A 26,606-nucleotide genomic window follows, 5' to 3' on the forward strand; every position below is an offset into this window, starting at 1 on the left:
AGGAAGCTGTCGTCAATTACTAACCTTGTGCTCCTGCTGGCATTACCGCCAGCGGGAAATTATCGGCGTTTTGGAAAGTGCAGAGTGGGAACTTTAACAAAGACTATAGAAACTCTTCTGCACCTGGAAACAAGGGTCTCACTACTCCTCGGCGTTTATGCTAGCACGCAACTATGTAGGAAACTGTGGAACTATTAAAAACTTTACGTGCTTCACATATTTCTTGACAGCCGACTAGGGAAAACCGGCAAAGCCCTAGTCTGAAAGGTCGACCCGCAGAGCTAGGGATCTAGCCGGCTAAAGGCAACTCAACCCGTTCGGCCTGGATCCAAAAAGACTCCAGGTCGTAGTACTCCCTTTCGTTTTGCATCATCACGTGGACGATGAGATCGGCGTAGTCAATGAGGATCCACGAGCCTGAGTCTTGACCTTCAATGCGCTGCGGTGTCCGTTGCCACTCCTCCCAAAGCCTTTCCTCAATTGCCTGGGCAATGGCGCGCACTTGCGTCAGCGAGTAGCCACTGACTAGAAGAAAGTAGTCTGCCAGTGTGGAAACTCGAGATACATCCAGCAGGACAATGTCGCCACCTTTTTTTTCTTCCGCTGCGCGAGCTGCACTCAGCGCCATGCGATAGACGGGATCCCTGGCACGGGCAGGCATGAGCTGTAGCAACTAAGACCCTCCTGAAACGACGGAAAGAACTGGAGACGCAGCCCTCTGCAAATCCTTTTGATCCAAAGGATGGAGCAGGAAATAATTGCGAGTCATGAGGGTGCGTGGATGAACCACCTGATTCCGGTTTAGCAAAAATCTCAGGCTTAGATCGCAAACCCCCACCACAGCTTTAGATAAATCTACAAAAGCCAGGCGCCGCAACTGCTCCAGCTCTGGGCTACTGCCGCGGTTGGGTTCCAGAGCATCGGCTACAAAAACCACACAACTAAGCGGACCCATGCCGGGCTGGCCTAGGGTGTGGTTGGCGATGGCCGCCAAGATCTCCGCATCCTGCACCTGAAACTGTTCCCGCGCCAACAGGGAGCCCACCTCGGCGTGGAGGATGTGGGGCTCAGCCCGTTCAATCTCGTCTAGCTCCCGCTCCCGAGCTACCCGCTGCAACAGTTGCTCCGCCGGGAAAGACTTAGCTAAGTCGTGCATCAGACCTGCCCAAGCGGCTTTCTCCTCATCCAATCCGTAGTGAGCCGCCAGTTGCCGGGCCATTGCCTCGACTCCCAAGATGTGGCGCAGGCGGGGAGGAGGCACCCGCTCCTGCAGCCAGGCCAACACCTCCTCGCGCCGCAAAGCTAGGCTAGTCATTTTGCAACTTCAACACTGCCATAAACGCCTCTTGGGGCACATCCACTGTTCCCAGCGCCTTCATGCGCTTTTTCCCTTCTTTTTGCTTTTCCAGCAGCTTGCGCTTGCGAGTTACGTCTCCCCCGTAGCACTTGGCCAAAACATTTTTGCGCAGCGCAGGGATAGTTTCGCGGGCAATGACGCGCGAGCCAATCGCCGCTTGGATGGGCACCTCAAACTGGTGGCGTGGGATGAGCTCGCGCAACTTAGCCACTAGAGACCGGCCCACCTGAAAGGCTTTGTCCCGATGCACAATCGTGGAGAGAGCGTCCACCGGCTCGCCATTGATGAGGATATCCAAGCGCACCAGATCGTCAGCCCGATAGCCCACCATTTGGTAGTCCATGCTGGCGTAGCCGCGGGTGCGAGATTTCAACTGGTCAAAAAAGTCAGTGATCACTTCCGCCAGAGGCAATTCGTACACCAGCGTCGTGCGGCCCTGAGCCAGATACCTCATATCCTTAAAGATGCCGCGCTTGGTCTCGCACAGCTCCATCACCGCGCCAACGAATTCCTCCGGCAAAATCATCTCCACGCGGACAATGGGCTCCTCAATGCTAAGGCGCTCGTTGGGAGGAGGCAGCTTGCTGGGGTTATCAACCCGGAGCACCGAGCCATTGTTGAGGGTAACTTGATAAACCACCGTTGGGGCTGTAATCACCAGGTCCAGGTCGTACTCCCGCTCTAGCCGCTCCTGAACCACCTCCATATGGAGGAGGCCCAAGAAACCACAGCGGAAGCCAAAGCCCATGGCAGGGGAGACTTCCGGCTCAAAGTGGAGAGCGGCATCGTTGAGCTTCAGCTTTTCCAAGGCCTCTTTGAGTTCGGCGTACTGATCCGAGTTGCTGGGAAAAAGTCCACAGAACACCATTGGCTTGGCTTCTTTGTAGCCGGGCAGAGGCTCGGGAGCCCTGCGATGAACGAGGGTGATGGTGTCCCCCACGCGGGCGTGCTCAACGCTTTTAATGGCAGCGGCAATGTAGCCCACTTCCCCGGCGTGGAGAGACTCAACCGGCTCTTGGTGGGGGCGCATCACTCCCAGCTCAGTAACCTCGTACTCCCGGCCAGAGGCCATGAAGCAAATCTTGTCCCCCCTTTTCACCTCCCCATCCACAATGCGCACATAGACAATCACACCCCGGTAGGGATCGTAGTAGCTATCGAAGATCAAAGCCCGCAAGGGATCCGCTACCGTATCCTGCGGCGGCGGTACCCGCTGCACAATAGCCTCGAGAATCTCTGAGATACCGAGGCCCACTTTGGCAGAGGCTAGGATCGCCCCGCTGCAGTCAAGGCCAATCACCTGCTCGATCTCGGCAATGACTCGCTCGGGGTCGGCGCTAGGCAAGTCAATTTTGTTAATGACGGGGATAATTTCCAGGTTGTTCTCCAAAGCCAGGTAAACATTGGCCAGGGTTTGGGCTTCCACACCTTGAGAAGCATCCACCACCAACAGCGCCCCTTCACAGGCAGCCAGCGAGCGGGAGACCTCGTAGGAAAAATCCACATGCCCTGGCGTATCGATGAGGTTGAGGACATAGTCCTGGCCGTCTTGGGCACGGTAGTTCATGCGGGCCGCCTGTAGCTTGATGGTGATGCCCCGCTCCCGCTCCAGTTCCATGCTGTCTAGAAGCTGCGGCTTCATCTCGCGGGCTGAGACGGTGCCGGTTGCCTCCAGCAGCCGGTCGGCAAGGGTAGACTTGCCGTGATCAATGTGGGCAATGATGGAAAAGTTGCGAATGCGGGAGACGGGGACGTCAGTCATAGAAACCCAGTCAGGGCAAAGATTTTTTACAATGCTAGCTTGTTTGTCCCTCTAGCTAAGCCCAGCTTATCCAGCAGTCGACCACCGTGGCCCGCACCCCTGGCGCAAGCAGGGCTTAGCCAGCTGGGTGGGGGTGAAGGCTAGCTGACAAACCAGGGTTAAGGTTTGTTGCATAGTAGGTAGTAGGGTGCCCCTTCGCGCTACTTGGAGGCAGCCCTCTTGGCGCAAGGCTTGGGGTAGCGGGCCGTAATGACTCCCCTAGAAGAAGCGGCGGAAGCGGCGGCTAGGCTGCTGGTGTTTCGGGACATCTGCGCCCATCCCCTGGCCCTAGCCTGGCAGGAGCTCATTCAGCAGTTGATGAGCGGGGATCCCTTGCCCTGCTGGAGAGCCTATGGGCGTTGGTTTGAGCTTTTGGCCCAGCAGGGCTTGAGCTGGCGGGAGTGGCTGATCCGGGAGATCCGCTGGGCCGATAACCCTTTCTCGCGGGCGGCGCTGCAACCGCAAGGGATCCCAGCACCCCTTCTGCAAGCGGCCCGCCACGATCTCCGTTGCCTGCAAATCCTAGCCAATAGCCAGGAGACGATCGCCGAGCAAATGCAGGCGCTGGGCCTAGGGATCTCCTGGCCAGATGAAAACAGCAGCAGCTCTGGCTGGGATCCTCGCCCCTTGGCCGATTGGGGCCAGAGCCTAGAGGCCTTGATTGCCCACTACCGCCAAGCAGGGGCAGGGCTCTGTGGCCGCTATTGGGCCTTTCGCTGGGGGCCAGCAGGGCTAGAAGGGATCCCTGCTCCCGACTTGCCCGAATGGGAAGAGATTTACGGCTACGAACGGCAGAAACAGCAGCTGGCCGCCAACACCGAAGCGCTGCTGCGGGGGGATCCGGCTTTGCATGTGTTGCTCTACGGAGCGCGGGGCACCGGCAAGTCTTCGCTGGTGAAGGCGTTGTTGCGCCGCTACGGCCCGCAGGGACTGCGCCTACTGGAGCTAAGACCCAGAGACTTGATGCAGTTGCCGGAGATCTTGGCGGAGCTGCGACAGCAGGCGCTGCCCTTTGTCCTATTTGTAGACGACCTCTCCTTTGAGGCGGACGAAACCGAGTTTAAGCAGCTCAAGGTGCTCTTGGAGGGAGATCTCATTCCACCGCCGCCCAATGTGCGCCTCTATGCCACCAGCAACCGCCGCCACCTTATCCGCGAGTTTTTTGGCGATCGTCCCAACCCCCAAGATCAAGAGATCCACGCCTGGGATACGGTGCAGGAAAAGCTGTCGCTGCGGGATCGCTTTGGCCTTACCCTTACCTTTGCCCCTTTTAGCCAAGCCGACTATCTGGCTACGGTGGAACACTTGGCGCAGCGGCTGGGCCTCTCTCAGCCTTTAGATACCTTGCGCCGCCAAGCGCTGATCTGGGCTCAGCAGCAGAACGGCTTCTCCGGTCGCACCGCCCGCCAGTTTTTGCAGGCCCTGCAGGCCGGCCTGGTGGAAGTTGGATAGCCGCAAGCCGGTGGAGTTTTCCGTTGTAGAGAAGAGCCAGGCTACAGCAGCCACTCGCAGGCCCGCTCTCCCACCCCTTGCAAATTCAGAGGAATGGCCACCGCCTTGCCTATGCGAGGTTTCTGGCGGGTAGCCTCAATTTCTCGCCGCACCGTTTCCCACACACCCCAAGCCTGCAGATGAGCCATCACCGACTCCAGGCGAGCCAGATACTCGGCCTCCGTCAAGGGGAAAGAGGGCTGCTCTAGGTAGCGCCACATCACCAACAACACCACCCTACCCCCCATGCGGCGCAGCTGCACGTCGTAGGAGCAGCCCCACTTCTCCCGCAGCAAAGCTTGCAACTCGGATCCCCTCATAGGTTGGCTTGGATGCATCGGCCTCCCCCTCGAGCTGCTCCTAGCTTTGCATTTCTTAATGAAATTGGCTAGGGGGCTCGGTTAGGATGGTGTCGTTTGTCAACGAACGTTAAAACTTCTCAGGCTTTCCTGACCATTATGACCGAAGCGATGAGCAACTTTGAGGCGCCCCCCATGAGCCGGCGGGTTCTCTTGAACGCCCTTCTCAGCGGCTCGGTGGGGGTGGTGGTCGTGGGTGCCCTCTACCCGGTGGTGAAGTATTTCATTCCTCCCTCTGCCGGTGGGACAGGGGAGGGGGTAATTGCCCAAGATGCCCTCGGCAGGCCAATTCGCGTCAGCGAGCTGCTAGCTACCCACGCGGCTACGGATCGCGTTCTGGCCCAGGGCTTGAAGGGAGATCCCACCTACATCGTGATCGACAATGGAGCGGTGGCTAACTACGGCCTCAACGCTGTCTGCACCCACCTCGGCTGCGTGGTGCCCTGGAATGCAGGAGAAAACCTCTTCAAGTGCCCCTGTCACGGATCCCAATATGCAGCCAATGGCAAGGTCATCCGGGGACCGGCTCCCCGCTCGCTAGAGCTAGTCAGCGCCACGGTGGACGGCGACAACATTCGCTTTAGCCCTTGGCAGGGCCCCGATTTCCGCGAGGCCTAAACGCGCCATTGCAGGGCTGGCGGTGGCGAGAGGAAAGCCTGAAGAGGGCACGGCGTTGGTCTTGGCCAAAGCGTCCACAGGCTCTCGAGGAAAGGATCCAAAGAGCTTTTGCAGATTGGAATTGCAATTTTGAGTTGAGCTTATGAAGCGAATTTTTTTCTTGGCCTTGTGTGCGCTGCTGCTAATGGTCGTAGCATCTCCGCCAGCAGCAGCCTACCCCTACTATGCCCAGATGGCCTACGATAACCCCCGCGAGGCAACAGGGAAAATTGTCTGCGCCAACTGCCACCTGAACGCCATGCCTGTCCGGGCTGAAGTGCCGCAGGCGGTTACCCCCGGCCAGGTGTTCACCATTAAAGTTGGGATTCCCTACGACCTAAGCAAGCAGCAGGTGCTAGCAGATGGCAGCAAGGGCGGCTTGAATGTTGGCGCGGTGGTGATCTTGCCAGAGGGCTTCCGCCTGGCCACCGAGGAGGAAATGACCGAAAAGCAGCGGCAGGAGACCGCTGAGACCTACATCACTCCCTACAGTGACCAGAAGCCCAACATCCTCCTGGTGGGGCCGTTGCCCGGTGAGCAGCACCAGGAAATCGTCTTCCCGGTGGTAGCCCCTGACCCGAAAGAGGATCCCTCAGTGGCTTTCATGAAATATCGGGTTTACATTGGCGCCAACCGGGGCCGTGGCCAGATCAACCCCGATGGCAGCCTCAGCAACAACAACGTCTTCCGCGCTCCCGCCACCGGCCGCCTGACCAGCATCGCCACTATCGAGTCGGATCTTAGCGACCTGCCGGCAGAGCTGGCCGCCCTGGTGCCACCCGAATACGAGTTGCCGGGCACGCGAGTGCTCAGCTTCGAAACTGAGAACGGTATCCAGCATCTGGTGGTGCCGCCGGGGCCGGAGTTGGTGGTTAACATTGGCGACAGCGTCAAAGAAGGGGATCCGGTTACCAACAACCCCAACGTGGGCGGCTTTGGCCAAGTGGAGCGGGATCTGGTGCTGCAGAGCCCGGATCGGGTGAAGTGGATGGTGGCCTTCCTGGCGGCAGTGGCTATCACTCAGCTTCTCTTGGTACTCAAGAAAAAGCAAGTGGAACTTATTCAGGCGGCAGAACTTTTGGGCTAGCCCCACCCTTCCCATCATTCCCAGCACCTCGGAACCAGCCGGGGTGTTTTTTCTAAGGAATCCTCAGCTCTCCCACCATCACCAGCACTGCCTGCCCGGCAATCTCCACCCGAGCGCCGAGATAGCGACACCAGAGCTCACCCCCCCGCGTCGAGAGCTGCCGCACCCTGAGCTCAGTTCGACCCAGCCGCTCCGACCAATAAGGCGCCAACAGACACTGGGCAGAGCCGGTTACGGGATCCTCCGAGATCCCCAAGCGGGGGGCGAAAACGCGGCAAACAAAATCCGCTCCCTCCTCTAAATCTGCTCCGGCAGCGGTGACGATTAACCCGGAGACAGAGAGCGCCTCCACCTGAGCCCGATTCGGCTGGACTTGCCGCACCTGCTGCGCCGAAGCCAGCACCGCTACCCCCATGCTGCCGCGGTACAACTCTAGAGGAGGGATCCCCAAGGCCGCCGCCACCTGTTCTTGCGCTTCCAGCCAAGGTTGGGGAGTCTGGGAGGGGAAATCCATCGCTAGCCGCTTTCCTTGCCGCCGCACCAACACCTGGCCACTGCGGGTGGAGAAGGCCACCTCCTGAGCTTCTGGGTGAACTTCGCTCAAGAGCACATGGGCAGCAGCTAGGGTGGCGTGCCCACAGAGATCCACTTCCGTTGTGGGGGTAAACCAGCGCAGGCTGTAGTGGGGGAGGCCATCCCAGGATCCCTGGGGCAGCAAAAAAGCTGTTTCCGACAGATTGTTCTCTGCCGCAATTGCCTGCAACAGCTCCTGCGGCAGCTCCTGGGACAGCAAGCAAACCGCTGCCGGATTGCCCCTAAAGGGCACTGCCGTAAAGGCATCCACCTGAAACAAGGGAATTCGCACCGCCTCTCCTCCCCCAAAAGGCGCAGAGGAAGTCGGGAGATCCACACCCAACCGCCTCGTCTGTCGTTGCAGCTATTGTCAGGCTGCAGAGCTGACTGATAAACTAGCACTCGGAAGCCGAGAGTGCTAAAGCCTCAATGGATGCAAGTTTAGTTGACTCCTCAATCACCCTTTGACTTCCTGCCATAGGCATCACGGAGGACACTTAGTATGGCTGCAGTAACGCTGAACGTCTCTACGCTGAAACCGCTGGGCGACCGTGTGCTGGTGAAAGTTGCCCAGCAGGATGAGAAAACCGCAGGCGGGATCTTTTTGCCTGACACTGCCAAAGAGAAACCCCAAGTAGGGGAAGTGGTTGCGGTCGGTCCTGGCAAGCGCAATGACGATGGCAAGGTTATTCCAATAGAGCTGAAAGTAGGCGACAGAGTGCTCTACTCCAAGTACGCCGGCACGGAGGTGAAGCTGGGTACCGAGGAGTATGTGCTGCTAGCTGAGCGGGACATCCTCGCCATTGTTCAGTAGTTCTAGCAAGAGGCAGCAAGTGCTGTAAAAGAGACCAACTGCTGCTAGCTTCTAGCTTATCCTTCGTTGGCTGACTGTTGGAGGTTAACTATGGCTAAGTCGATTATTTTCAGCGAAGAAGCCCGTCGCGCTCTTGAACACGGCATGGACATTTTGGCAGAGGCCGTAGCCGTTACCCTTGGCCCCAAAGGGCGCAACGTGGTGCTGGAGAAAAAATTTGGCGCACCCCAGATTGTTAACGATGGGGTAACCATTGCCAAAGAAATTGAGCTGGAAGACCACATTGAAAACACGGGAGTTTCTCTCATCCGTCAAGCTGCCTCTAAAACCAACGACATCGCTGGCGACGGCACCACTACAGCTACGGTCTTGGCCCACGCCATGGTGAAAGAAGGGCTCAAGAACGTGGCTGCTGGCGCCAACCCCATCGCCCTCAAGCGCGGCATTGACAAGGCGGTGAAGTTCCTAGTGGACAAAATTGCTGAACATGCCCGCCCAGTAGAAGACTCCAAAGCCATTGCCCAGGTGGCGGCCATTTCCGCTGGCAACGATGAGGAAGTGGGCCGCATGATTGCCGAGGCCATGGAAAAAGTGGGCCGCGAGGGGGTGATCTCCCTAGAAGAAGGCAAGTCCATGACCACCGAGCTGGAAGTGACGGAGGGGATGCGCTTTGACAAAGGCTACATCTCCCCCTACTTCGTCACTGACACGGAGCGGATGGAGGCGGTTCTGGAGAACCCCTACGTCCTGATCACCGACAAGAAGATTACCCTGGTGCAAGACCTGGTGCCGGTTCTGGAGCAAGTGGCCCGCGCTGGTCGTCCGCTGCTGATCATCGCCGAAGACATTGAGAAGGAAGCCCTGGCCACCTTGGTGGTGAACAAGCTGCGGGGCGTGCTGAGCGTGGTGGCGGTGAAAGCGCCTGGCTTTGGGGATCGCCGCAAGGCCATGCTGGAGGACATCGCCATCCTCACCGGCGGCGAAGTGATTAGCGAGGAGCGCGGCCTGAAGTTGGAGAACGCGCGTCTTGAGTCCTTTGGCTCGGCTCGCCGCGTCACGGTAACCAAGGACCACACCACCATCGTGGCGGAGGGCAACGAAGCGGCGGTGAAAGCCCGTTGCGAGCAAATCCGTCGCCAAATTGAAGAGACTGACTCCACCTACGACAAAGAAAAACTGCAAGAGCGCCTGGCCAAGCTAGCTGGCGGTGTGGCGGTGATTAAGGTGGGCGCGGCCACCGAAACGGAAATGAAGGATCGCAAGCTGCGCCTGGAAGATGCCATCAACGCCACCAAGGCGGCGGTAGAAGAGGGGATCGTCCCCGGCGGCGGCACCACTCTGGCCCACCTGATTCCGGCGGTTACGGAGTGGGCGCAGGCCAACCTGTCCGGCGATGAGCTGGTGGGGGCTATGCTGGTGGCCCGTGCTCTGGGCGCTCCGCTGCGCCGCATTGCCGAGAACGCCGGCCAGAACGGCTCGATTGTGCTGGAGCGGGTGAAAGAGAAGCCCTTCACAGTGGGTTACGATGCCCAGAACGACGCCTATGTGGATATGTTCGAAGCGGGTATCGTTGACCCGGCCAAAGTCACCCGCTCTGCCCTGCAAAACGCTGCCTCGATTGCCGGCATGGTGCTCACCACCGAAGCTATTGTGGTGGACAAGCCCGAGCCCAAGAACAACAAGCCAGCTGGCGGTGGCGGCGGCGCGGATGACTACGACTACTAATCCCCTGGCACGAAGAGGCAACGGCTTCTCCAGGTAGCAGAGAGTCTGCTGCCTGGCCGGGGTAGAGTTGACTGCCTGAAATAATCTTTCGGGATCCCAGGTGGGATCCCTTTTCCTTATCCCAGGGGGCGCAGAGGAGAAGGCGGCGTGGCACGGTTAGTCTGCATTGGCCTAGATCTGGCCTGGTCAGCCCGCAACCCTTCGGGGGTGGCGACGCTGGAGGTGGAGATTCTGGATCCCGCCATTCAAAACCTGACAGGCTACCTCCTGGACAGCCGCCTTCTGGGGACCAATGAGGAAATTGTGGACTACATCCAAGCCCAAGCTAGAGGGGATCCCTGCCTGGTGGCAGTGGATGCTCCCTTGCGCGTTCCTAACTTGAGGGGCCAGCGGCAGGCAGAAGCCGAACTCAACCGTGTGTTTCGACCCTACGCTGCTGGCGCTCACCCGGCCAACCGCCGGCTTCTGGAAAGAAATGGCCAGGTGCGAGGAGAAGCGCTGGTGCAAGCCCTCGCCCGCTATGGCTTTCAGGAGCAGGCCAGCATCGAGCAGGGGCGCTTGGCCCGTCAAGTTACTGAAGTCTTCCCCCACAGTGCCATCGTGAGCCTGTTTGGCCTTAGCCGCAGCCTCCCCTACAAGGCGCGTCCCCGCCGCAGCTGGCAGGAGCGAGAACAGGCCTGGCGGCTGTACCAGCAACATCTGCGCGCCTTGGCCAGCGCCGATCCCTCTCTGCAGGGCCACGAGCCCCTGCTCCAAGTGGAGGTGGGATCCCTCAGGGGCCGCCAGCTCAAAAACTACGAAGACCAAGTCGATGCCTTGATGTGCGCCTACATTGCCCTCTACGGCTTCCGCTGGGGATCCCAGCGCTGCCACAGCTTCGGAAGTCTGCAGGAAGGGCACATCTTCACACCCTTGCCCAAGAAGCCAGTTGACTCCAAAACTTTCTCTGGCTTTAGAGACCTCCTTGGCGGCATGATTAATTAAGGGATCCTCTTGCTAAAGAGGAAAGAAATGAACGTCCAACTGGGCCGCAATCGACAGGCAAGACGGGCTTACGGACTGGATGAGATTGCGCTGGTGCCGGGCAGGCGAACCCTGGATCCCAGCCTGGTGGATACCCACTTCACTATAGGAGGGATCCAACGACCCATCCCCATCATTGCCAGCGCCATGGATGGCGTGGTGGACGTCAAGATGGCGATTTTGCTCTCCAAGCTGGGAGCTTTTGGAGTGCTGAACCTAGACGGGATCCAAACTCGCTACGCGGATCCCGACGAGGTGCTGGAGCAGATTGCCGCAGTTGGCAAAGACGAGTTCGTCCCCCTGATGCAGCGCCTCTACAGCGAGCCGGTCAAGCCAGAGCTAATCCAAGAGCGCATTCGCCAGATCAAAGCTGCTGGCGCCATTGCTGCCGCTAGCTGTGTGCCCGCCCACGCTGCCCAATACGGCCCCCTGGTCGCGGAAGCGGGGGGGGATCTGTTTTTCGTCCAGGCCACTGTGGTTTCCGTCCACCACAAGGTGCCTGAGGGCATGCAAAAGCTCGATTTGGCCCAGTTCTGCCGCTCTATGCCCATTCCCGTAGTGGTGGGCAACTGCGTCACCTACGAGGTGGCCCTAGAGCTAATGCAAGCAGGAGCAGCGGGGGTCCTGGTGGGCATCGGCCCGGGGGCTGCCTGTACCTCCCGCGGCGTGTTGGGGGTGGGGGTGCCACAGGCTACCGCGATTGCCGACTGTGCTGCTGCACGGGAGCAGTTTTTGGCGGAAACCGGCACCTATGTCCCTGTGATTGCCGATGGGGGATTGGTGACCGGTGGCGACATTTGCAAGGCCATTGCCTGTGGGGCCGATGCAGTGATGATCGGATCCCCTTTGGCCCGTGCCCAAGAGGCGCCCGGTCGCGGCTTTCACTGGGGTATGGCCACTCCTAGCCCCGTCTTGCCCCGCGGCACCCGCATCCGCGTGGGATGCACCGGCACCCTGGAAGAAATCTTGTGCGGCCCCGCCCGCCTCGATGACGGCACCCACAACCTCTGGGGTGCTCTGCGCACCAGCATGGCCACCCTGGGCGCTGCCAACCTCAAGGAAATGCAGCAGGTGGAGATCTGCATTGCCCCTTCCCTGCTCACCGAGGGCAAGGTGTACCAGAAAGCCCAGAGCCTGGGCATGGGGAGATAGCGCCCGCCAATGCTAAACTCAGTAGCCGGGATCCCCAAGGGCGGTTAGCTCAGCGGTAGAGCGCCTGCCTTACAAGCAGGATGTCACTGGTTCGAGTCCGGTACCGCCCATCCCTATCCAGGCTGGCAGCTTGGGGGATACACCCGCTAGCCAGGGCCGGATCCCTGGGGTAGAGTAATGGGTGTGGAGCCTGAATTATCTAGCCCTGGGGATCTCGCATTGAGTCTGGCTCAAAAAGTGTGTAAAGTGGTAGACGGTATGGACTGGGGCTGTACTATGTTGTTCTTCTAAAGTCCGCAATTGTCAGGCTCGCTCTCGAGGTAGACGGCCTGTTACTTTTAGAAGGCACTGCTACAGCCAAGACAGGTGTGAGGACAGAGAACAAGGAGAGAAACATGCCCGCAAAACACGCGAACTACTGGAAAACGCTGCTGGCTGGGACTCTAGGTGCAGCGGCAGTCTTGACCCCTGGGGTGGCCTATGCCCAAGCGACGGGGCCTGTCACCTCCATCTCTGAACTTTCGGATGTGCAGCCTACTGACTGGGCTTTCCAGGCGCTGCAATCTCTGGTCGAGCGTTACGGCTGTATTGCCGGCTACCCCGACCGCACCTTCCGCGGCAACCGGGCCATGACCCGCTATGAGTTTGCCGCTGGGATGAACGCCTGCTTGGATCGCATCAACGAGCTGATCGCTGCTGGGCTAGCCGACAAGGTTTCCAAAGAGGACTTGGCTACGCTGCAGCGGCTGCAGGAGGAGTTTGCGGCTGAGCTGGCGGCTCTACGGGGGCGGGTAGAGGCAGCAGAGGCCGATATTAACGACCTCAAAGGCAAGGTCTTCAACCCGGTTACCAAGTTGAATGCCCAGGTGATTACGGCTATTCTGGGCAGCGCCCTGACAGAAGATCGGGTTGTTGGGGGAAGGGTTGTGGCTGAGCAGAACCAAGCCAACATGACCCTGCCCTATCGGGTGCGGCTGAACTTCGACGCCTCCTTTGCTGGCCGCGACCGTTTGCGCATCCGCCTGCAGGCTCGCGATGCGGTAACCGCCTTCTTCTCTGGGGATCCAGGCGTTGGCTTTGGCGGTGGTGGCGGTGGCACTTTCACCCTGGCCCAGTTGGTCTATCAGTTCCCTGCCTTTAACCGCGCTGCCACCATTTACGCCGGCATCACAGGCACAGGGGTGTCCAGCGTCCTTCAATACAGCGTTCCCTTCGATGCCCTTTCTGACTTTGCCGACCTTCCCAACTCCACGGGAGATGTGCCTAGTGGAACGCTGTTTGGCTTCCGCTATCGTCTCAGCGACCAGCTTCGCTTAGCCTACGCCTACAGCACTCGCGGCGCCCAGGCCTTAGGCAGAGGCTTTGGTGACAGCGGTTTGACGGGCAACGACAGCGCTCACACGGTGGAGCTGGGCTTTTTGCCTACAAAAGAGCTGGAGTTCTACCTGCAGTTCGCCACCACCTATCTGCAGGATGCTACAAAAGGCCCCAGCTTCTTGGCCACCGGCAGTAACCTCTTCCGAGGGCCGCTGCGCCGGACTGAGGTAACCACCTCTGCGCGGGTCAATGCCTTTACGGTGGCCGCTAAGTGGGATGTAAGTCCACGGATTACGGTGTCCGGCTGGTTCACCGCTGGCAATGTCGATTACAACCTGCCTAATGTGGTACCGGCTGGCACTATCGATCCAGGTGACGAAGGCTTCAACGGCTGGCTGTTTGGCTTTGTCTTCCCGGATCTGTTCGTGGAGGGTGCCAAAGGTGGTGTGGTCTTCGGCCAGCCAATCGTGACCACAGACAACGACGGAGTGTGGGATACCCGCCCCTTCGTAGTGGACGTCTACTACAGCTTCCCGGTCAATGAGTACATTACCTTGACACCTGCTGCCTATTTTGTAAGCAACCCCAACGGCGGCAGGCCAGGAGACAACGACCCAACCATTGGCGTGGGGGCTTTGCGAGCTGTGTTTACTTTCTAGTTCTTAAAATCCCTGCGCTGACATCCAAGTTGCTAAGTAGGGATCCACTGGGTTGGATCCCTATTTTCTTACATCAGCCCCTCTGGGGGGATGAAAGCCTGGGCTTGACGTCAAGCCTGGGACAAAGCTAGGGATTACAAAAGGCACACTGAGCCGGATCCGCCCAAGTCTCTGCCACAGGCTCGGTGTGGGTGTGGGAACAGCGGGCACAGCCATAGATCCATGCCTTGGTTACAGGGGTGGGAGCACCACACTGGCCGCAGGGCAAGCCTGCCAGGGGGCGGATGCGCCAGTAGCCGGGAGTGCCGCAGGCTGGGCAAAGGCTTTGGGCTTTGGCAATGAGGTTTTGGGTGGCTGCCGCGATGACCTGCAGGCGGGTTGGGTTGTACAGGGCCCGCATGTCGGTTTCCAGGTGCAGCCCCTGCTGCCGGGCCAGCAGCTCCTCCACCACCTGCCTCAGGGTTGCTTCGTCTTGGATCCCTTTGTGGATAACTTGGGGGTTTTCCGGCTGGTCGAGGGCGATCAGGGCATGCTCGGGGAAACCGACTTTTTGGGCAAAGTCAAGCGCTTCCGCAAAACTTTGCACCCAGCGATGGCTGAAATTGGTTTGGGTGCTTTCCGCATAGCCCACCAGCTCCAAGGGATCCGCGCCGGATTCAAAAACCCTGAGCATGACCCATTCCTGGTTCCAAGGAATCCAAGGGATCTGGGGGTGGGGGCCGAAGGATCCCTCGCTGGCCAAAACCAAGGGGGCAGGGTAAGCTTGGCGGGCTCTCTCGATCTTTAGACGTAGGGTGTGGAGGGGATCCCCTGGCCGGGGGCGCTCCCGCGAGAAGGTGCCGAATTGGTCGGTGTCTAGAGGTATCACCTGCACCTGGATCCCCAGATGCTCGGCCAAGAGAGGGGCAATCACCTCCTCTTTGCGATGCAGGGTTGCCAAGTAGGCAATCCGACCCTTCCAGTCCATAGAGGTGCTGCAAAAAGCCTACAGCTTTTGTCCTCGGGCCAGTCGAGATGGCTCAAACTAGGGGGCTGGGTTTTGCCGCCAAGCCCAAGTGGGCGACGGCCTCGGCCAAAGCGGCCTCTCGGCTTTCCACAAACCGCTCCGCCGGCAGGGGCAAACGTAGGCTTTCCAAGCGCTGCTGGATGCGGCCTCTGGCGCCGACAATCCACACCTGTTTGCCGCGATCTAGGGCCTCGCGAATGGCATTTTCCAGGGAGAGGGTCGCCGAAACCCCCAGCATTGGCACATCCGATAGGTCCACCACCAAAGCCTGGCAGGAGGCTACCGCCTGATATTGGCGGGAAATGGCCTGGGAAACCCCGAAGATCATCGGGCCGCTCAAGTAAAACAACAGCACCTGGCCGCGGCCCTGGCGCAGCAATTCCTTTTCCCGCGGGGTGAGGTCTACGGCATCGTCCGCATCGGTAATGGCTTTCACCTCTTCCGACTGAAGCTCGCTCAGGCGCTGGATGGTGAGCAAGTTGGCCACGAACACCCCCACTCCCACGGCGGCGATGAGATCCACAAATACGGTCATGAACATCACCCCGTACATAATGGCTGCCCCTTTGAGGGAGAGGCGGTGGGCCCGCTTCAGGAAGCTCCAGTCGAGGAGGTCCACCCCCACCTTGAAAGCAATCCCCGCCAGCACGGCCATCGGGATCCCTTGGGTCAGGGGAGCAGCAAACAGCACCACCATCAAGAGGATGAGGGCGCGGAGGATACCGGCCAAGGGGGTACGTCCCCCCGACTGGATATTTACCACCGTGCCCATGGTGGCGCCGGCCCCCGGCAAGCCCCCCAGGAAGCCAGAGACCAGGTTGGCAATTCCCTGCCCAATCAGCTCTTGGTCAGAGTCGTGGCGGGTGCGCGTGAGGTTGTCGGCAATCACCGCCGTCAAGAGGGTATCGATGCAGCCCAGCATGCCCAGCATCACCCCGTCCAACACCAGGCTGGCCAAGGCAGCAAAGGGCAGCTGGGGCCATTGCACCTGCGGCAAGCCGGTGGGGATGGGGCCAATGCGCCGCAAATCCCAATCCGCCATGAACAAGCTGGCCACCAACGTTCCCAGCACCAGGGCCACCAACTGGGGCGGCACCGCCCGCCGCCAAGGCTTGGGATAGCCAAAAAGGATTGCCAGCGTTAGCAGACCTAACCCTAGTTCCGGCACCTTGAGGTTGAGCAGGTAGGTCGGCAGGTTCCGCACGGCCCCAATGACTCCCCCCTGGCTGGCGTAGCCCAACAGCGGCGGGATCTGCAGCAAAATCATGATCCAGCCAATCCCCGACATAAAGCCGGAGATAACGCTATAGGGCATGAGGGTAATGTATTTGCCCAGCTTCAGGGATCCAAACACGATCTGAAACAGGCCCCCCAGCATGACCACCGTGAAGGCCGGCGCCAGCCCCTGCTCGGGATAGCGGGCGGTAACCTTGGCAATGACTGCTGTCATCATCACCGTCATCGGCCCGGTGGGCTCGGAGATAAGGGTGGGGGTACCGCCGAACAGGGCCGCAAAAAAGCCCACACACACCGCTCCGTACAAACCTGCCACTGGCCCCGCCCCGGAAGCTACTCCAAAGGCTAGGGCCATCGGCAAGGACACAATTGCCGTCGTCAGGCCACCGAAGAGATCCCCGCGCCAGTTTTCTAGACTTAGACGCTGACGCCAGCCCCTTAGAAGATTGCCTCCGCCAGCCTGTACCATACCTTGCCACTCTCAACGCTATAGGCAGCCTATCATTGAGGGTTACCCTAAGGCTAAGTTAGAGAATAGACTTTTATCTATGAACTTCTTCAGGGATCCCCGAGCAGCCCCGGCGGGAAGCTCCTCACAAGGCCGATGGTAGACTGAGACTAGGGCTACCTTGCCTGCGTCAAGCTAACTGGCATTCTTCCCATCCCATGAGCGACAACGAGTTGGCCGCGCGCATCATCTCCACTGACCTGCAGCGGGAGATGACGCAGTCCTACCTGGAATACGCCATGAGCGTTATTGTCGGGAGGGCTTTGCCGGACGCGCGGGATGGCCTCAAGCCGGTGCATCGTCGCATTCTCTATGCTATGTACGAGTTGGGCCTGACGGCGGATCGGCCCTTTCGCAAGTGCGCTCGGGTGGTGGGGGATGTAATTGGAAAATACCATCCCCACGGGGATCAGGCAGTTTACGAGGCCCTGGTGCGCATGGCCCAGGACTTCTCCATGCGGGAGCGCCTGGTGGATGGGCACGGCAACTTCGGCTCCATTGACAACGATCCGCCAGCGGCCATGCGCTACACCGAGTGCCGCCTCACGGCCTTTGCCCAGGAAGCCCTGCTGCAGGACCTCGACGCTAACACCGTTGACTTTGTCGACAACTACGACGGATCCCAGCAGGAGCCACTGGTGCTGCCGGCTCGGATCCCGCAGTTGCTGCTGAACGGCTCTTCCGGTATTGCCGTGGGCATGGCCACCAACATTCCCCCCCACAACCTGGGAGAGCTGGTGGACGGCCTGATTGCCCTCATCGAAAACCCCAACCTGAGCAGCCTGGAGTTAATGCAGTGGATCCCTGGGCCAGATTTTCCCACGGGCGGGCTGATCCTGGGCCAGGAGGGCATCCGCGAAGCCTACGCCACCGGGCACGGCTCCATCACGCTGCGCGGCGTGGCCACCATCGAAACCCTCGAGCAGCCGGGCCGGCCAGCGCGAGAGGCCATTGTCATCACCGAGCTGCCCTACCAGACCAACAAGGCAGCCATGATTGAAAAAATTGCCGAGTTGGTCAATGAGAAAAAACTGGAGGGCATTGCCGACATCCGCGACGAGAGCGACCGCAGGGGCATGCGGGTAGTCATTGAGCTGAAGCGGGATGCCCAGCCCCAGGTGGTGCTCAACAACCTCTACAAACAGACCCCCCTGCAGACCAGCTTTGGGGTCAACATGCTGGCCATCCTCAACGGCAGGCCCTGCACCTTGACGTTGCGGGACGCGCTCCAGACTTTTCTGGACTTTCGGGTAGAGCTCATCGAGCGGCGCACCCGCTACGAGCTGCAGAAAGCCGAGGAGCGAGCTCACCTGCTCCAGGGGTACCTTGTGGCTTTGGGGCAGCTGGATCGGGTCATTGCTCTCATTCGGGAAGCGGCTGATCCTGCCACCGCCCGCGCCGAGCTGCAGAGCCAACTGGGGCTAAGTGAAGTGCAGGCCGAAGGCATCCTCCAAATGCAACTGCGCCGCCTCACGGCCCTGGAAGCCGAGAAGATCCAGGCCGAGCACGAGGACTTGCTGCGGCAAATTGCCGATTTGCGGGACATTCTCACCCGGCGGGAACGGGTGATGCAGATTATCCGCGAGGAGCTGTTGCAGCTCAAAGCCCGCTTTGGGAGCCCGCGCCGCTCCCGCTTTTGCCTGGAGGACGGTGAGCTGGAGGTGGCCGATCTCATCGAAAACCGCGAGACGGTCATCTTCCTCACGGAACAGGGCTACATCAAGCGCATGGACCTCGAAGAGTTTCGGGTGCAAGGACGAGCCACCCGCGGCAAGGCTGGCGCCCGCATCAAAGAAGACGACGCCATTGCCCAATTTTTTGCCTGTTGCAGCCACGACACCCTTCTCTTTTTCACCAATCGGGGGGTGGCCTATACTCTGCCCGCCTACCAGATCCCCCAAGGGAGCCGCACCGCCCGCGGCAGTGCCATTGTCCAGTTGCTGCCGCTGAGCCGGGAAGAGCGGGTTACCTCGATGGTGCCCGTAGGCGAGTTTAGCGAGGACGAATACCTGGTGATGCTCACGCGTAGGGGCTACATCAAAAAAACGGCCCTCAGCGCCTTTGCCAACGTTCGCTCCAATGGCCTGATTGCCATTTCTCTTGAAGAAGGTGACGAGTTGTGCTGGGTGCGCCGTGCCCGCCCGGCTGACGACGTGGTCATGGCAACTCGCCAGGGCATGGGCATTCGCTTCCGGGCTGACGACGAGCAACTGCGTCCCCTGGGGCGGCCGGCTCGCGGTGTGCGGGCCATTACCCTCAACGCCGGCGACGCCATCGTCAGCATGGATATTCTCTCTGCCGAGGCGGTGAGGGCTGCTGAGCAAGAGGGAGAGCGGCTAGCCAATCCCTGGGTGCTGGTCATCACCAAGGAAGGTCGGGGCAAGCGCTTGGCCATTGACCATTTCCGCCAGCAAAACCGTGGCGGCAAGGGGGTGATCGCCACCAAGTTCCGCCAGGCGTCGGATGAGCTGGCGGCTCTGCGCATCGTCAATGCCGAGGACGAGATCCTCTTGGTTACTGCCAGGGGCATGGTCATGCGCCAGCTGGCCAAGGCCATTCCTGCCCAGTCGCGCGAGGCAACGGGTGTGCTGGTGCAGCGCCTGGATCCCGAGGACAGCATCGTCGGGGTAACAGTGGTGCCGGCCTCATTTGTCGGGGATCCCTCGCCCTAGAGCTCCGGCTGCTCTTAGGTACGGCATTTGCCGCCTCAAAAGGGTGGGATCCCGTACCGAGGGCGGCAAGGCGTAGGTGGTAAGCTGGGCGTAGCCCAAATTGGGGGAGCGGCAAGAGCCTGACGGATCAGGCAAGCCATCCTGTTGGGCTTTAGTTGCTGTGTTTGGGGAGCTTGGTGACTCCATGTCCAGCCCAATCAACTTCATTCCTGGCTTTGAGGCTGTGCCGACGCCTAGCCCCAACAACCGGCTCTGGCAATACCTGCAGGCGCAGGATCCCAGCGTTTTTCAGGATATTGCCCGCAATTCTTCTCCAGAAGTGCTAGAGATCCTGGGCTATAACATCCGCAGCCTGCTGGGCAGTCTGCCGTCCGACCAATTTGGCGTTCAAATCGTTACCAACCGTGAGAGTTTGGCAAAGATGCTCTCTGGGGCGATGATGGGGGGCTATTTTCTACGGGTGATGGAGCAGCGCCTGGCCCTGGAGCAGTCTTTGGGCAACTCACCCGCTGCCATCGACGCCTCCCAGGCCTCCAGCGCGGATCAACCTTCGCCGGCAGAAGGCGAAAGCGCTCAGTAGCCGGGGGCTAGGCTTTGTCGGCCTGCAGCTCAGTCCACCCTCTGGTGCCACCAAGGACATTCAAGGCATCCCAGCTCAGCCGCCCGCTGCGGCGAATTTTAGTCTGCCCGGATAGCTTCAAGGGATCCCTGACGGCTAAGGCCGCCGCAGAGAGCATTTCCCGGGGCCTCCGCCAGGTCTTGCCCGAGGCAGAGGTGGAGCTGCTCCCCTTAGCCGATGGGGGAGAGGGCACGCTGGAGGTATGGCTAGCGGCGCTAGGAGGCGAGAAGAAAGGCCTATGGGTTACTGGCCCCCTAGGGGATCCCGTCTGGGCCGAGTACGGGGTGGCAGGGAAGCGGGCGCTGCTGGAAATAGCCCAGGTGGCGGGCCTGACCTTACTGCCTCCCGAGCGGCGGGATCCTACCCGCACCACCACCTACGGCTTGGGGGAGTTGGTGCGGGTTGCCTGTCGGGAGCCCGTTGCCGAGATCTGGATAGGGCTGGGGGGATCCGCCACCGTGGATGCAGGAGCAGGCATGGCCCAAGCCTTGGGCTATCGCCTCTTGGATGAAGCGGGGGATCCTCTTGCCTGGGGCGGGGGAGAGTTGGCCCGGCTGGCACGCATCGAGCCACCTGAGCAGCCGGTCTGGCAGGGCAAGCGCATCCGCGGCCTCTGCGACGTGCAAAATCCCCTCACCGGCCCGCTGGGGGCAGCCGCCGTCTTTGCCCCCCAGAAGGGAGCCACCCCCCAGCAGGTGCAGCAATTGGAGCAAGCGCTGCAGCGCTGGGCTGAAGTGGTCAAGCGCGACCTGGGTCGAGCGGTGGAGGGGATCCCTGGTGCTGGCGCTGCCGGTGGGTTAGGAGCAGGGCTGGTGGCCTTTTTGGGGGCCACCCTGGAGTCCGGGATCCAGCTTTTGGCTCAGCAGTTGAACCTGGCGGAGCGCATCCGCCGCTCTGATCTCGTGGTCACCGGCGAGGGCCGCTTTGACGAACAGAGCACCATGGGCAAAGTGGTAGGGGTGGTGCTGCAGCAGGCTAGGGCAGCCCAGAAGCCCCTCTTGATTCTCTGTGGCCAGGCCTCCCTTGCCGCCCGAGCCAACTTGGCAGTCCAGTCCCACCCCATCCGGGTAGGCGCTCTCTGTGACTGGATCCCGGATGTGGCCGCAGCCCAGCGCCAGGCCAGCCATTACCTAGAGCAGCTGGCTGCTCAAGAGTTGCGGGCCTTTTGCCAGCTATAATGCTTGAATCGTAACTCTAGGAAGCCATGGCCAGAATTGAGTTTTCTCCCGGCATCGAGGAAGTACCCACCCAGGTACGGCTGCTGAAATCCAAAACTGGCAGCCGGGGATCTGCCATTTTTCGCTTCGAGGAGTTGAAGACAGATACGCAAAACATCCTCGGCATGCGGATGATTGACGAAGAGGGGGAGCTAACTACCCGCAACATCACGGCCAAGTTCCTCAACGGGGAATTCAAAGCCCTGGAGGTAGTCTACGACATGGAAACCGAAGCCGAGTGGGAGCGCTTCCTGCGCTTTATGGAGCGCTTCTCGGCAACTCACCAGATGGGCAGGGCCTAAATTCTGCCGGACTGGTGTTTGGCCTTGGACCCCCTCGCCTCTTCAACCGAGGGCCGCGCTAGCGGGGGGCGGCGCTTGTGCCAGTCAGTGCTCTGCTCGTAGGCATAGGCCACCCGCAGCACCTTGCTCTCTTGCAAGACGTTGCCGATGATCTGCAGGCCAATGGGCAGGCCGTCGGCAAAGCCACAGGGCAAGCTTAGCGCTGGCAAGCCTGCCAAATTGACGGGGATCGTCATTAGGTCGCACAGGTACATGCTCAAAGGATCCTCCCGCTCCCCCGCTTTGAAGGCTGGCGTGGGGGTGGTGGGGCTGACCAATACGTCCACCTTCTCAAAAGCCCTGAGGAAATCCTGCTTGATTAGGGTGCGCACCTTTTGAGCTTTTAGGTAATAGGCGTCGTAGTAGCCGGCTGAGAGGGCATAGGTGCCAAGCATAATGCGCCGCTTCACCTCCGGCCCAAAGCCACGGGCGCGCGTCCTGCCATACATAGCCAAGAGGGAGTCGGCAGGCTCCCGCAGGCCGTACTTGACTCCGTCGTAGCGGGCCAGATTGGAAGAAGCTTCCGAAGGGGCAATGATGTAATAGGTAGCCAGGCCATAGCGAAAGCTGGGACAGTCGATCTCCAGGATCTCGGCCCCCAGCTCCTCTAGGTGTTGGATGGCTGCTTGCACGGCAGCGCGCGTCTCTTCCCCACACCCCTCTCCCAGCAGGTCGCGGATGACTCCAATCTTGAAGCCTTTGATCTCGGGGATCAGGGCCTGGCTATAGTCCGGGATCTCCACCCTAAGGCTAGTGGAGTCCAGAGGGTCGTGGCCGGCAATCCCCTGCAGCAGCAGGGCCACATCCTCCACCGTGCGCCCAAAGGGCCCCACCTGATCCAAAGACGAGGCAAAGGCCACTAGCCCATAGCGGGAGACTAGCCCATAGGTAGGCTTGAGGCCGACCACGCCACAAAAAGCTGCCGGCTGGCGGATCGATCCCCCCGTATCGGACCCCAAGGCCACCACCGCTTGGTCTGCCGCCACCGCTGCTGCCGACCCCCCCGAGGATCCCCCCGGCACCCGCGTCAGATCCCAGGGGTTGGCCGTGCGCTGAAAGGCCGAGTTTTCCGTGGAGCTGCCCATGGCAAACTCGTCCAGATTGGTCTTGCCGACCATCACCATGCCGGCTGCTGCCAGCCGCGCCGTCACCGTCGACTCGTAGGGTGGGATGAACCCCTCCAGGATCCTGGAAGCGCAGGTGGTGCGGATCCCTTGGGTACAGAGGTTGTCCTTGACAGCCAAGGGGATCCCGGCCAAAGGGCCGATCTCCTCCCCGGCGCGGATGCGGGCGTCCACGGCTCTAGCTTGTTGCAGGGCCAGCTCCTCCGTGACGGTAATGAAGCTCTTAAGCTGCGGCTCCAGTTGGTGCAGGCGATCTAGGTATTCGCGGGCAATCTCCTCGGCAGAGCGCTCTTTGGCTACCAACTGGCGGTGGAGGGTGCGGATGACAGACATAGACCAACTTGCAAGGAAGGGCAAATGCCAATTGGAGGGCTTGGGCTACCGCCGTTCCAAAAAGTCGCGGCGCAGATCCCGGATCTCTTGCCGCATCTCTCTCATCTCTTTCGCCATCTCGTCAGTGCGGCGCTCCAGCGCTTCCGTGCGGCGTTCCAGAGCTTCCGTGCGGCGCTCAATAGCCCGGGTGCGCTCGTCAAAGCGATCCAGGGCCTCGCGGAAAAACTGCGCCAGCATCGCTTGCCCCTCACGCAGCTCTTGAATGAGAAGCTGCTGATTTTGTTGGACGAGGCGCATCTCTTGCTGAGCAGCTTTCAGCTCTTGCTGGGAAGCTTGCAGTTCCTGGATGGCGCGGATCAACCACTGCTCTTGCTCAGGTGTCATCGCTAGCGGCGCTACAGAACAAAAAATCCCCGTACCCCAACTCCCCCCTCTTTTTGGGAGAGAGACTAGGGGCAAGGGAAATGGAGAGTAGGGAACTCGAATCCCTGACCTCTGCGGTGCGATCGCAGCGCTCTACCAACTGAGCTAACTCCCCGTGCCTTTACTAGGATAACCTGAATCGGCAGCCAAGATCTCCCCCGCCTGCAACTCTAGCCCCACAAAAACCTTTGAGGGCACCCGCTCGGATCCCTTTAGCTCCAGCAGGTCGTACCAGCCCTCGTGCAACAGCAGCAGGCTTACTTTCTCTTCCAAAGGGTCCACAATCCAGTACTCACCAATCCCCAAGACGCAGTACTCCGCCCGCTTGGCCCGGTAGTCTGCTGCCCGGCTGGACTCGCTCACCACCTCCACCACCAATAGCGGCGGCGGGTCTTCTAGACGAATCAACGCCTCTCGGGATCCCATCTCCTGCCACTGCTGCAAAGGCAGCACCACCACATCCGGGATCCGCACCGTATCCCAGCGGTTGCCCCGCGGCGACTGGATCCCTAGGCCGCCCTGGATTGTTGTCCAGGGCAACTGCTGCCGCGCAATCTCTGCCTCGAAAACCTGGCTGAGAAACTTTTGAATCTGCACATGCCGTCCGGTTGGAAGGGCCATAGGAACCAACTCCCCCGCCACCAGCTCATAGCGGGTGTCGCTGCCATCTGAATAAGCAAGGTATTCCGCCAAGCTCAGGCGAGCTGTTGGGGGTGCGGAAACGGATCCCATGGCCAGAGCCATAACTTCTCTGTTGTCATCCTAGACTTCCAAAATAAAACCCCTTAGGAAGAAGGGCTAGAGGTCGCTTGGGCTAGCGCCGTTCCAAAAAGTCGCGGCGCAGATCCCGGATCTCTTGCCGCATCTCTCTCATCTCTTTCGCCATCTCGTCAGTGCGGCGCTCCAGCGCTTCCGTGCGGCGTTCCAGAGCTTCCGTGCGGCGCTCAATAGCCCGGGTGCGCTCGTCAAAGCGATCCAGGGCCTCGCGGAAAAACTGCGCCAGCATCGCCTGCCCCTCGCGCAGTTCCTGAATAAGAAGCTGCTGGTTTTGTTGGACAAGGCGCATTTCTTGCTGGGCAGCTTGCAACTCTTGGACGGCACGGATTAGCCACTGCTCTTGCTCAGGTGTCATCGATCGCTAGCGGGTGTTGAGGTGCTACAGAAATCATACCGCCCTAAACCTCTCGCTCTGGGAGAGGGGCTGCTCAAAGCAAAACCCCCCTTCCTTAGGAAGAGGGGCCAAGGGTAGGGATGGAAACTCAAGCTCGATCAGTTCAGTAAAGGGCTTCTTCTTGGTGGGTGATGATGGTGCAGTCAGAGGTAGGGTAAGCTACGCAGGTCAGCACATAGCCCTGGGCAATCTGGTCGTCATCCAGGAAGGATTGATCGCTTTGATCCACCGTGCCGCTCACCAGCTTGCCAGCACAGGTCGAGCAAGCTCCGGCGCGGCAGGAGTAGGGCAGGTCGATCCCTTGTTCTTCCGCCACGTCCAGAATGTACTCGTCGTCCGGCACATCGATGGTGACGTCCAGGCCCCGCTCTTCGTTGATCAACCGAACTTTGTAGACAGCCATCCTGCTTGGGTCTCCAGAAAAAACGTCCACTCCTCATCCTGCCACCCTTCTGCCCCGGATCAAGCACCATTTTTTGGAGAAGTAGGCAAATCTTCCGGTTTCTTAGGGTCGGAGCGGAGAAACCTTTCCGGCCACGTCACACCTCACCTGCCCTGCTGCCTTGGCCAAGCCTCAACCCCGCCCATTCGAGCAAGCTGATGTTCGTTGTCTGTGACCCAGATCACCCCCTATTGGCCCGGAAAAAGTCGACAACTCTTGCCAAAGCTGCTGCATCTGCCTGTATGATCAGCACAGTAGTACAGACTAGCCACCAAACAGGCGTGTCTGCGTCTCCCCCCGATTGGTTATTTCCAGGAGGCTTAGATTGCCCTAAGCGGGCCAATCGGGTAAGTTAAGGAAAGTGTCTAGCCGAACCCTGCTTTTTTGGTTAAGAGGAGCAACATGAACGGAACAATGCACAAGTGGCTCTTGAAGTCACTGGGGTCTCTGTCTCTCGCTTCCACAGTGGTGATGCTGCCCCTGTTGCTCACCGGTTGCGGTGAAGAAAGCAGCACCAGCACTGTCGTACCCACACCGACTCCTACCCCCACGCCAACTCCTACCCCCACGCCGACTCCCACTCCCACACCCGTAGGCCGCGTCATCAGCATCAGCCCTGCGGATGGGGCGACCAACGTTGCTATTAATACTCGCATTGTCATTCGCTTCAGCGAGCCGGTGCGGGAGGCTCCTTTGGCCCAGGCTCTTAGCATTACTTCCGTAGCGCCGCAAGCGGGGAGGGTGCCGCCGCGAAGAATCGCCTTTAACGCCGACCGCACCGAAGTTACCATCACCTTCGACGAGCCACTGAGCAATGACTCGGTGTATCGGGTTACCATTTCGCGGGCGGTGCCAGATCTGTTTGCCTCAGGGCGCAGTTTGCCGGAAGATTTTGTAGCCACCTTCACCACTGGCAACGTGGCTGTTTCGGGCGACCCGATTAGCCTGCTGCCGACGCAACTGGCAGCAATTACGCCTGGCGGGCAGGTATTCTCCAACCCAGTTGTGGTGCCAGTGGGCTTTGGCATTCGTCGCGCTAGCGCAGCCGAGAACGTCCCGGTAGGCACCTACTCCGACTACCGCGCTGTGCTTTCCTTTCCAATTCCAACCAGCATTCCAGCCAACGCGGTGGTGCAGGAGGCGCAACTAACGCTGGTGCAGTTGCCCTCCAACGACTCGGCCACCATTCCTGGTTTTGGCGACCGGGGGCGGGGCTTCTTCTTCCTGGATCCGACACCGCACAACCTGCCGTCCAACAACGTGGTGTTCCAGGAAGTGACCTTGGGTGCGCCCAACAACGTGGTGTCCAGCGACTTCTTTGCGCCAGCTTCCACGCCCACCTTTGTGGCTCTGAGCATCAGCGGCAACGTGTTGGGGGGCGATACGTCGGCGGGGCCGCGTACAGCAGATGTACGGCCTGGGGTGCAGCGGGCGGTGTCAGGCTCCCGCTTCTACCAGGTGCGGCTACAGTGCGCCAGGGAGGTGTGGAATAACCAGGC

Annotated in this window: 26 protein-coding genes and 2 tRNA genes; 14 read left to right on the forward strand and 14 right to left on the reverse strand. The window is 60.1% G+C overall.

Annotation, left to right across the window (positions count from 1 at the left end):
* Window positions 1–289 precede the first annotated feature (289 nt).
* From rsfS to lepA, 3 genes are read right to left on the reverse strand one after another with little or no spacing between them, the layout of a single operon-like run.
* Window positions 290–661, reverse strand: a complete 372-nt coding sequence (gene rsfS / locus NW807_RS00770; protein WP_414393830.1) for a ribosome silencing factor — start codon at window positions 659–661, stop codon at window positions 290–292.
* A gap of 12 nt (window positions 662–673) precedes the next feature.
* Entirely contained in the window at window positions 674–1,315 is a 642-nt protein-coding gene (gene yqeK / locus NW807_RS00775) for a bis(5'-nucleosyl)-tetraphosphatase (symmetrical) YqeK (protein WP_414425009.1), read from the reverse strand.
* Entirely contained in the window at window positions 1,308–3,119 is a 1,812-nt protein-coding gene (gene lepA, locus NW807_RS00780; protein WP_414393826.1) for a translation elongation factor 4, read from the reverse strand. The genes yqeK and lepA overlap by 8 nt, the downstream gene beginning before the upstream one ends.
* Before the next feature lie 249 nt (window positions 3,120–3,368).
* Here lepA and NW807_RS00785 point away from each other — a divergent pair, with 249 nt between their 5' ends.
* A complete protein-coding gene (locus NW807_RS00785; RefSeq protein WP_414425010.1) occupies window positions 3,369–4,610 on the forward strand; it encodes an ATP-binding protein in 1,242 nt (413 codons plus the stop codon).
* A 41-nt stretch (window positions 4,611–4,651) separates the two neighbouring features.
* Here NW807_RS00785 and NW807_RS00790 read toward each other — a convergent pair whose 3' ends face one another.
* Window positions 4,652–4,969, reverse strand: a complete 318-nt coding sequence (locus NW807_RS00790; protein WP_414412145.1) for a DUF3067 family protein — start codon at window positions 4,967–4,969, stop codon at window positions 4,652–4,654.
* A gap of 138 nt (window positions 4,970–5,107) precedes the next feature.
* Here NW807_RS00790 and NW807_RS00795 point away from each other — a divergent pair, with 138 nt between their 5' ends.
* Together NW807_RS00795 and NW807_RS00800 are read left to right on the forward strand one after the other, a co-directional pair.
* Entirely contained in the window at window positions 5,108–5,626 is a 519-nt protein-coding gene (locus NW807_RS00795) for a cytochrome b6-f complex iron-sulfur subunit (protein ID WP_414394364.1), read from the forward strand.
* A gap of 142 nt (window positions 5,627–5,768) precedes the next feature.
* On the forward strand, window positions 5,769–6,752 hold the full coding sequence (locus NW807_RS00800) for an apocytochrome f (protein WP_414393822.1): 984 nt from the start codon (window positions 5,769–5,771) through the stop codon (window positions 6,750–6,752).
* Between the two features lie 52 nt (window positions 6,753–6,804).
* On the opposite strand, the gene NW807_RS00805 is transcribed toward NW807_RS00800, so the two are convergent.
* A complete protein-coding gene (locus NW807_RS00805) occupies window positions 6,805–7,617 on the reverse strand; it encodes a PhzF family phenazine biosynthesis protein (protein WP_414425011.1) in 813 nt (270 codons plus the stop codon).
* Window positions 7,618–7,827: 210 nt separating this feature from the next.
* Here NW807_RS00805 and groES point away from each other — a divergent pair, with 210 nt between their 5' ends.
* From groES to NW807_RS00835, 6 genes are all read left to right on the forward strand, one after another.
* Window positions 7,828–8,139 carry a co-chaperone GroES gene (gene groES, locus NW807_RS00810; RefSeq protein ID WP_414393818.1) on the forward strand — a complete coding sequence of 104 codons (312 nt, stop codon included), beginning with the start codon at window positions 7,828–7,830 and terminating at the stop codon, window positions 8,137–8,139.
* A gap of 90 nt (window positions 8,140–8,229) precedes the next feature.
* Complete coding sequence (gene groL, locus NW807_RS00815; RefSeq protein ID WP_414405646.1) at window positions 8,230–9,864, forward strand: chaperonin GroEL; 1,635 nt, start codon at window positions 8,230–8,232, stop codon at window positions 9,862–9,864.
* Between the two features lie 147 nt (window positions 9,865–10,011).
* A complete protein-coding gene (locus tag NW807_RS00820; RefSeq protein WP_414425012.1) occupies window positions 10,012–10,848 on the forward strand; it encodes a DUF429 domain-containing protein in 837 nt (278 codons plus the stop codon).
* A 27-nt stretch (window positions 10,849–10,875) separates the two neighbouring features.
* Window positions 10,876–12,039: a GuaB3 family IMP dehydrogenase-related protein gene (locus NW807_RS00825; protein ID WP_414405644.1), complete on the forward strand. Its 1,164-nt coding sequence runs from the start codon at window positions 10,876–10,878 to the stop codon at window positions 12,037–12,039.
* Window positions 12,040–12,077: 38 nt separating this feature from the next.
* Window positions 12,078–12,149, forward strand: a tRNA-Val gene (locus tag NW807_RS00830).
* A gap of 285 nt (window positions 12,150–12,434) precedes the next feature.
* The gene (locus NW807_RS00835; RefSeq protein WP_414425013.1) at window positions 12,435–14,015 is read left to right on the forward strand and encodes an iron uptake porin; all 1,581 of its coding nucleotides are present in this window, start codon (window positions 12,435–12,437) and stop codon (window positions 14,013–14,015) included.
* A 127-nt stretch (window positions 14,016–14,142) separates the two neighbouring features.
* Here the strand turns inward: NW807_RS00835 and NW807_RS00840 are convergent, their stop codons facing one another.
* The gene (locus tag NW807_RS00840) at window positions 14,143–14,982 is read right to left on the reverse strand and encodes a DUF6671 family protein (RefSeq protein WP_414425014.1); all 840 of its coding nucleotides are present in this window, start codon (window positions 14,980–14,982) and stop codon (window positions 14,143–14,145) included.
* 52 nt (window positions 14,983–15,034) lie between these two features.
* Complete coding sequence (locus NW807_RS00845) at window positions 15,035–16,726, reverse strand: SulP family inorganic anion transporter (RefSeq protein ID WP_414425015.1); 1,692 nt, start codon at window positions 16,724–16,726, stop codon at window positions 15,035–15,037.
* Window positions 16,727–16,923: 197 nt separating this feature from the next.
* Between NW807_RS00845 and gyrA the strand changes: the two genes are divergently transcribed.
* Window positions 16,924–19,437 (forward strand): DNA gyrase subunit A, encoded by a 2,514-nt coding sequence (gyrA, locus tag NW807_RS00850; RefSeq protein WP_414425016.1) that lies wholly within the window; start codon window positions 16,924–16,926, stop codon window positions 19,435–19,437.
* Here gyrA and NW807_RS00855 read toward each other — a convergent pair.
* Window positions 19,411–19,572, reverse strand: a complete 162-nt coding sequence (locus NW807_RS00855; RefSeq protein ID WP_414425017.1) for a hypothetical protein — start codon at window positions 19,570–19,572, stop codon at window positions 19,411–19,413. The two genes, gyrA and NW807_RS00855, sit on opposite strands and share 27 nt — an antisense overlap.
* Window positions 19,573–19,621: 49 nt before the next feature.
* Here NW807_RS00855 and NW807_RS00860 point away from each other — a divergent pair, with 49 nt between their 5' ends.
* From NW807_RS00860 to psb28, 3 genes are read left to right on the forward strand one after another with little or no spacing between them, the layout of a single operon-like run.
* Window positions 19,622–20,017, forward strand: a complete 396-nt coding sequence (locus NW807_RS00860) for a DUF760 domain-containing protein (RefSeq protein WP_414395907.1) — start codon at window positions 19,622–19,624, stop codon at window positions 20,015–20,017.
* Between the two features lie 44 nt (window positions 20,018–20,061).
* A complete protein-coding gene (locus NW807_RS00865; RefSeq protein WP_414425018.1) occupies window positions 20,062–21,234 on the forward strand; it encodes a glycerate kinase in 1,173 nt (390 codons plus the stop codon).
* Between the two features lie 26 nt (window positions 21,235–21,260).
* Window positions 21,261–21,575, forward strand: a complete 315-nt coding sequence (psb28, locus tag NW807_RS00870) for a photosystem II reaction center protein Psb28 (protein WP_414395904.1) — start codon at window positions 21,261–21,263, stop codon at window positions 21,573–21,575.
* Here the strand turns inward: psb28 and gatA are convergent.
* The 6 genes from gatA to NW807_RS00900 form a co-directional block, all read right to left on the reverse strand.
* The gene (gatA, locus tag NW807_RS00875) at window positions 21,572–23,071 is read right to left on the reverse strand and encodes an Asp-tRNA(Asn)/Glu-tRNA(Gln) amidotransferase subunit GatA (RefSeq protein WP_414425019.1); all 1,500 of its coding nucleotides are present in this window, start codon (window positions 23,069–23,071) and stop codon (window positions 21,572–21,574) included. The genes psb28 and gatA overlap by 4 nt on opposite strands.
* 45 nt (window positions 23,072–23,116) lie before the next feature.
* Complete coding sequence (locus NW807_RS00880; protein WP_414395900.1) at window positions 23,117–23,455, reverse strand: hypothetical protein; 339 nt, start codon at window positions 23,453–23,455, stop codon at window positions 23,117–23,119.
* Window positions 23,456–23,536: 81 nt separating this feature from the next.
* Window positions 23,537–23,609: transfer RNA gene (locus NW807_RS00885), tRNA-Ala, on the reverse strand.
* Window positions 23,600–24,238 carry a Uma2 family endonuclease gene (locus tag NW807_RS00890; RefSeq protein WP_414425020.1) on the reverse strand — a complete coding sequence of 213 codons (639 nt, stop codon included), beginning with the start codon at window positions 24,236–24,238 and terminating at the stop codon, window positions 23,600–23,602. Before NW807_RS00890 ends, NW807_RS00885 begins: the two co-directional genes overlap by 10 nt.
* 70 nt (window positions 24,239–24,308) lie before the next feature.
* On the reverse strand, window positions 24,309–24,626 hold the full coding sequence (locus NW807_RS00895) for a hypothetical protein (protein ID WP_414420573.1): 318 nt from the start codon (window positions 24,624–24,626) through the stop codon (window positions 24,309–24,311).
* A gap of 142 nt (window positions 24,627–24,768) precedes the next feature.
* Window positions 24,769–25,068: a ferredoxin gene (locus tag NW807_RS00900; protein ID WP_414395897.1), complete on the reverse strand. Its 300-nt coding sequence runs from the start codon at window positions 25,066–25,068 to the stop codon at window positions 24,769–24,771.
* A gap of 441 nt (window positions 25,069–25,509) precedes the next feature.
* On the opposite strand from NW807_RS00900, the gene NW807_RS00905 reads away from it, so the two are divergent.
* Window positions 25,510–26,606 (forward strand): Ig-like domain-containing protein (locus tag NW807_RS00905; protein ID WP_414425021.1); only part of this gene is annotated, 1,097 nt, incomplete at its 3' end.

Source organism: Synechococcus sp. R70.1 (genome assembly GCF_047461675.1).
Classification (GTDB): domain Bacteria; phylum Cyanobacteriota; class Cyanobacteriia; order Thermostichales; family Thermostichaceae; genus Thermostichus.

Coding starts and splice junctions, on each gene's coding strand:
- rsfS (WP_414393830.1), bottom strand. CDS start 661: ATGCCTGCCCGTGCCAGGGATCCCGTCTATCGCATGGCGCTGAGTGCA.
- yqeK (WP_414425009.1), bottom strand. CDS start 1,315: ATGACTAGCCTAGCTTTGCGGCGCGAGGAGGTGTTGGCCTGGCTGCAG.
- lepA (WP_414393826.1), bottom strand. CDS start 3,119: ATGACTGACGTCCCCGTCTCCCGCATTCGCAACTTTTCCATCATTGCC.
- NW807_RS00785 (WP_414425010.1), top strand. CDS start 3,369: ATGACTCCCCTAGAAGAAGCGGCGGAAGCGGCGGCTAGGCTGCTGGTG.
- NW807_RS00790 (WP_414412145.1), bottom strand. CDS start 4,969: ATGAGGGGATCCGAGTTGCAAGCTTTGCTGCGGGAGAAGTGGGGCTGC.
- NW807_RS00795 (WP_414394364.1), top strand. CDS start 5,108: ATGACCGAAGCGATGAGCAACTTTGAGGCGCCCCCCATGAGCCGGCGG.
- NW807_RS00800 (WP_414393822.1), top strand. CDS start 5,769: ATGAAGCGAATTTTTTTCTTGGCCTTGTGTGCGCTGCTGCTAATGGTC.
- groES (WP_414393818.1), top strand. CDS start 7,828: ATGGCTGCAGTAACGCTGAACGTCTCTACGCTGAAACCGCTGGGCGAC.
- groL (WP_414405646.1), top strand. CDS start 8,230: ATGGCTAAGTCGATTATTTTCAGCGAAGAAGCCCGTCGCGCTCTTGAA.
- NW807_RS00825 (WP_414405644.1), top strand. CDS start 10,876: ATGAACGTCCAACTGGGCCGCAATCGACAGGCAAGACGGGCTTACGGA.
- NW807_RS00835 (WP_414425013.1), top strand. CDS start 12,435: ATGCCCGCAAAACACGCGAACTACTGGAAAACGCTGCTGGCTGGGACT.
- NW807_RS00840 (WP_414425014.1), bottom strand. CDS start 14,982: ATGGACTGGAAGGGTCGGATTGCCTACTTGGCAACCCTGCATCGCAAA.
- NW807_RS00845 (WP_414425015.1), bottom strand. CDS start 16,726: ATGGTACAGGCTGGCGGAGGCAATCTTCTAAGGGGCTGGCGTCAGCGT.
- gyrA (WP_414425016.1), top strand. CDS start 16,924: ATGAGCGACAACGAGTTGGCCGCGCGCATCATCTCCACTGACCTGCAG.
- NW807_RS00860 (WP_414395907.1), top strand. CDS start 19,622: ATGTCCAGCCCAATCAACTTCATTCCTGGCTTTGAGGCTGTGCCGACG.
- psb28 (WP_414395904.1), top strand. CDS start 21,261: ATGGCCAGAATTGAGTTTTCTCCCGGCATCGAGGAAGTACCCACCCAG.
- gatA (WP_414425019.1), bottom strand. CDS start 23,071: ATGTCTGTCATCCGCACCCTCCACCGCCAGTTGGTAGCCAAAGAGCGC.
- NW807_RS00880 (WP_414395900.1), bottom strand. CDS start 23,455: ATGACACCTGAGCAAGAGCAGTGGTTGATCCGCGCCATCCAGGAACTG.
- NW807_RS00890 (WP_414425020.1), bottom strand. CDS start 24,238: ATGGCTCTGGCCATGGGATCCGTTTCCGCACCCCCAACAGCTCGCCTG.
- NW807_RS00895 (WP_414420573.1), bottom strand. CDS start 24,626: ATGACACCTGAGCAAGAGCAGTGGCTAATCCGTGCCGTCCAAGAGTTG.
- NW807_RS00900 (WP_414395897.1), bottom strand. CDS start 25,068: ATGGCTGTCTACAAAGTTCGGTTGATCAACGAAGAGCGGGGCCTGGAC.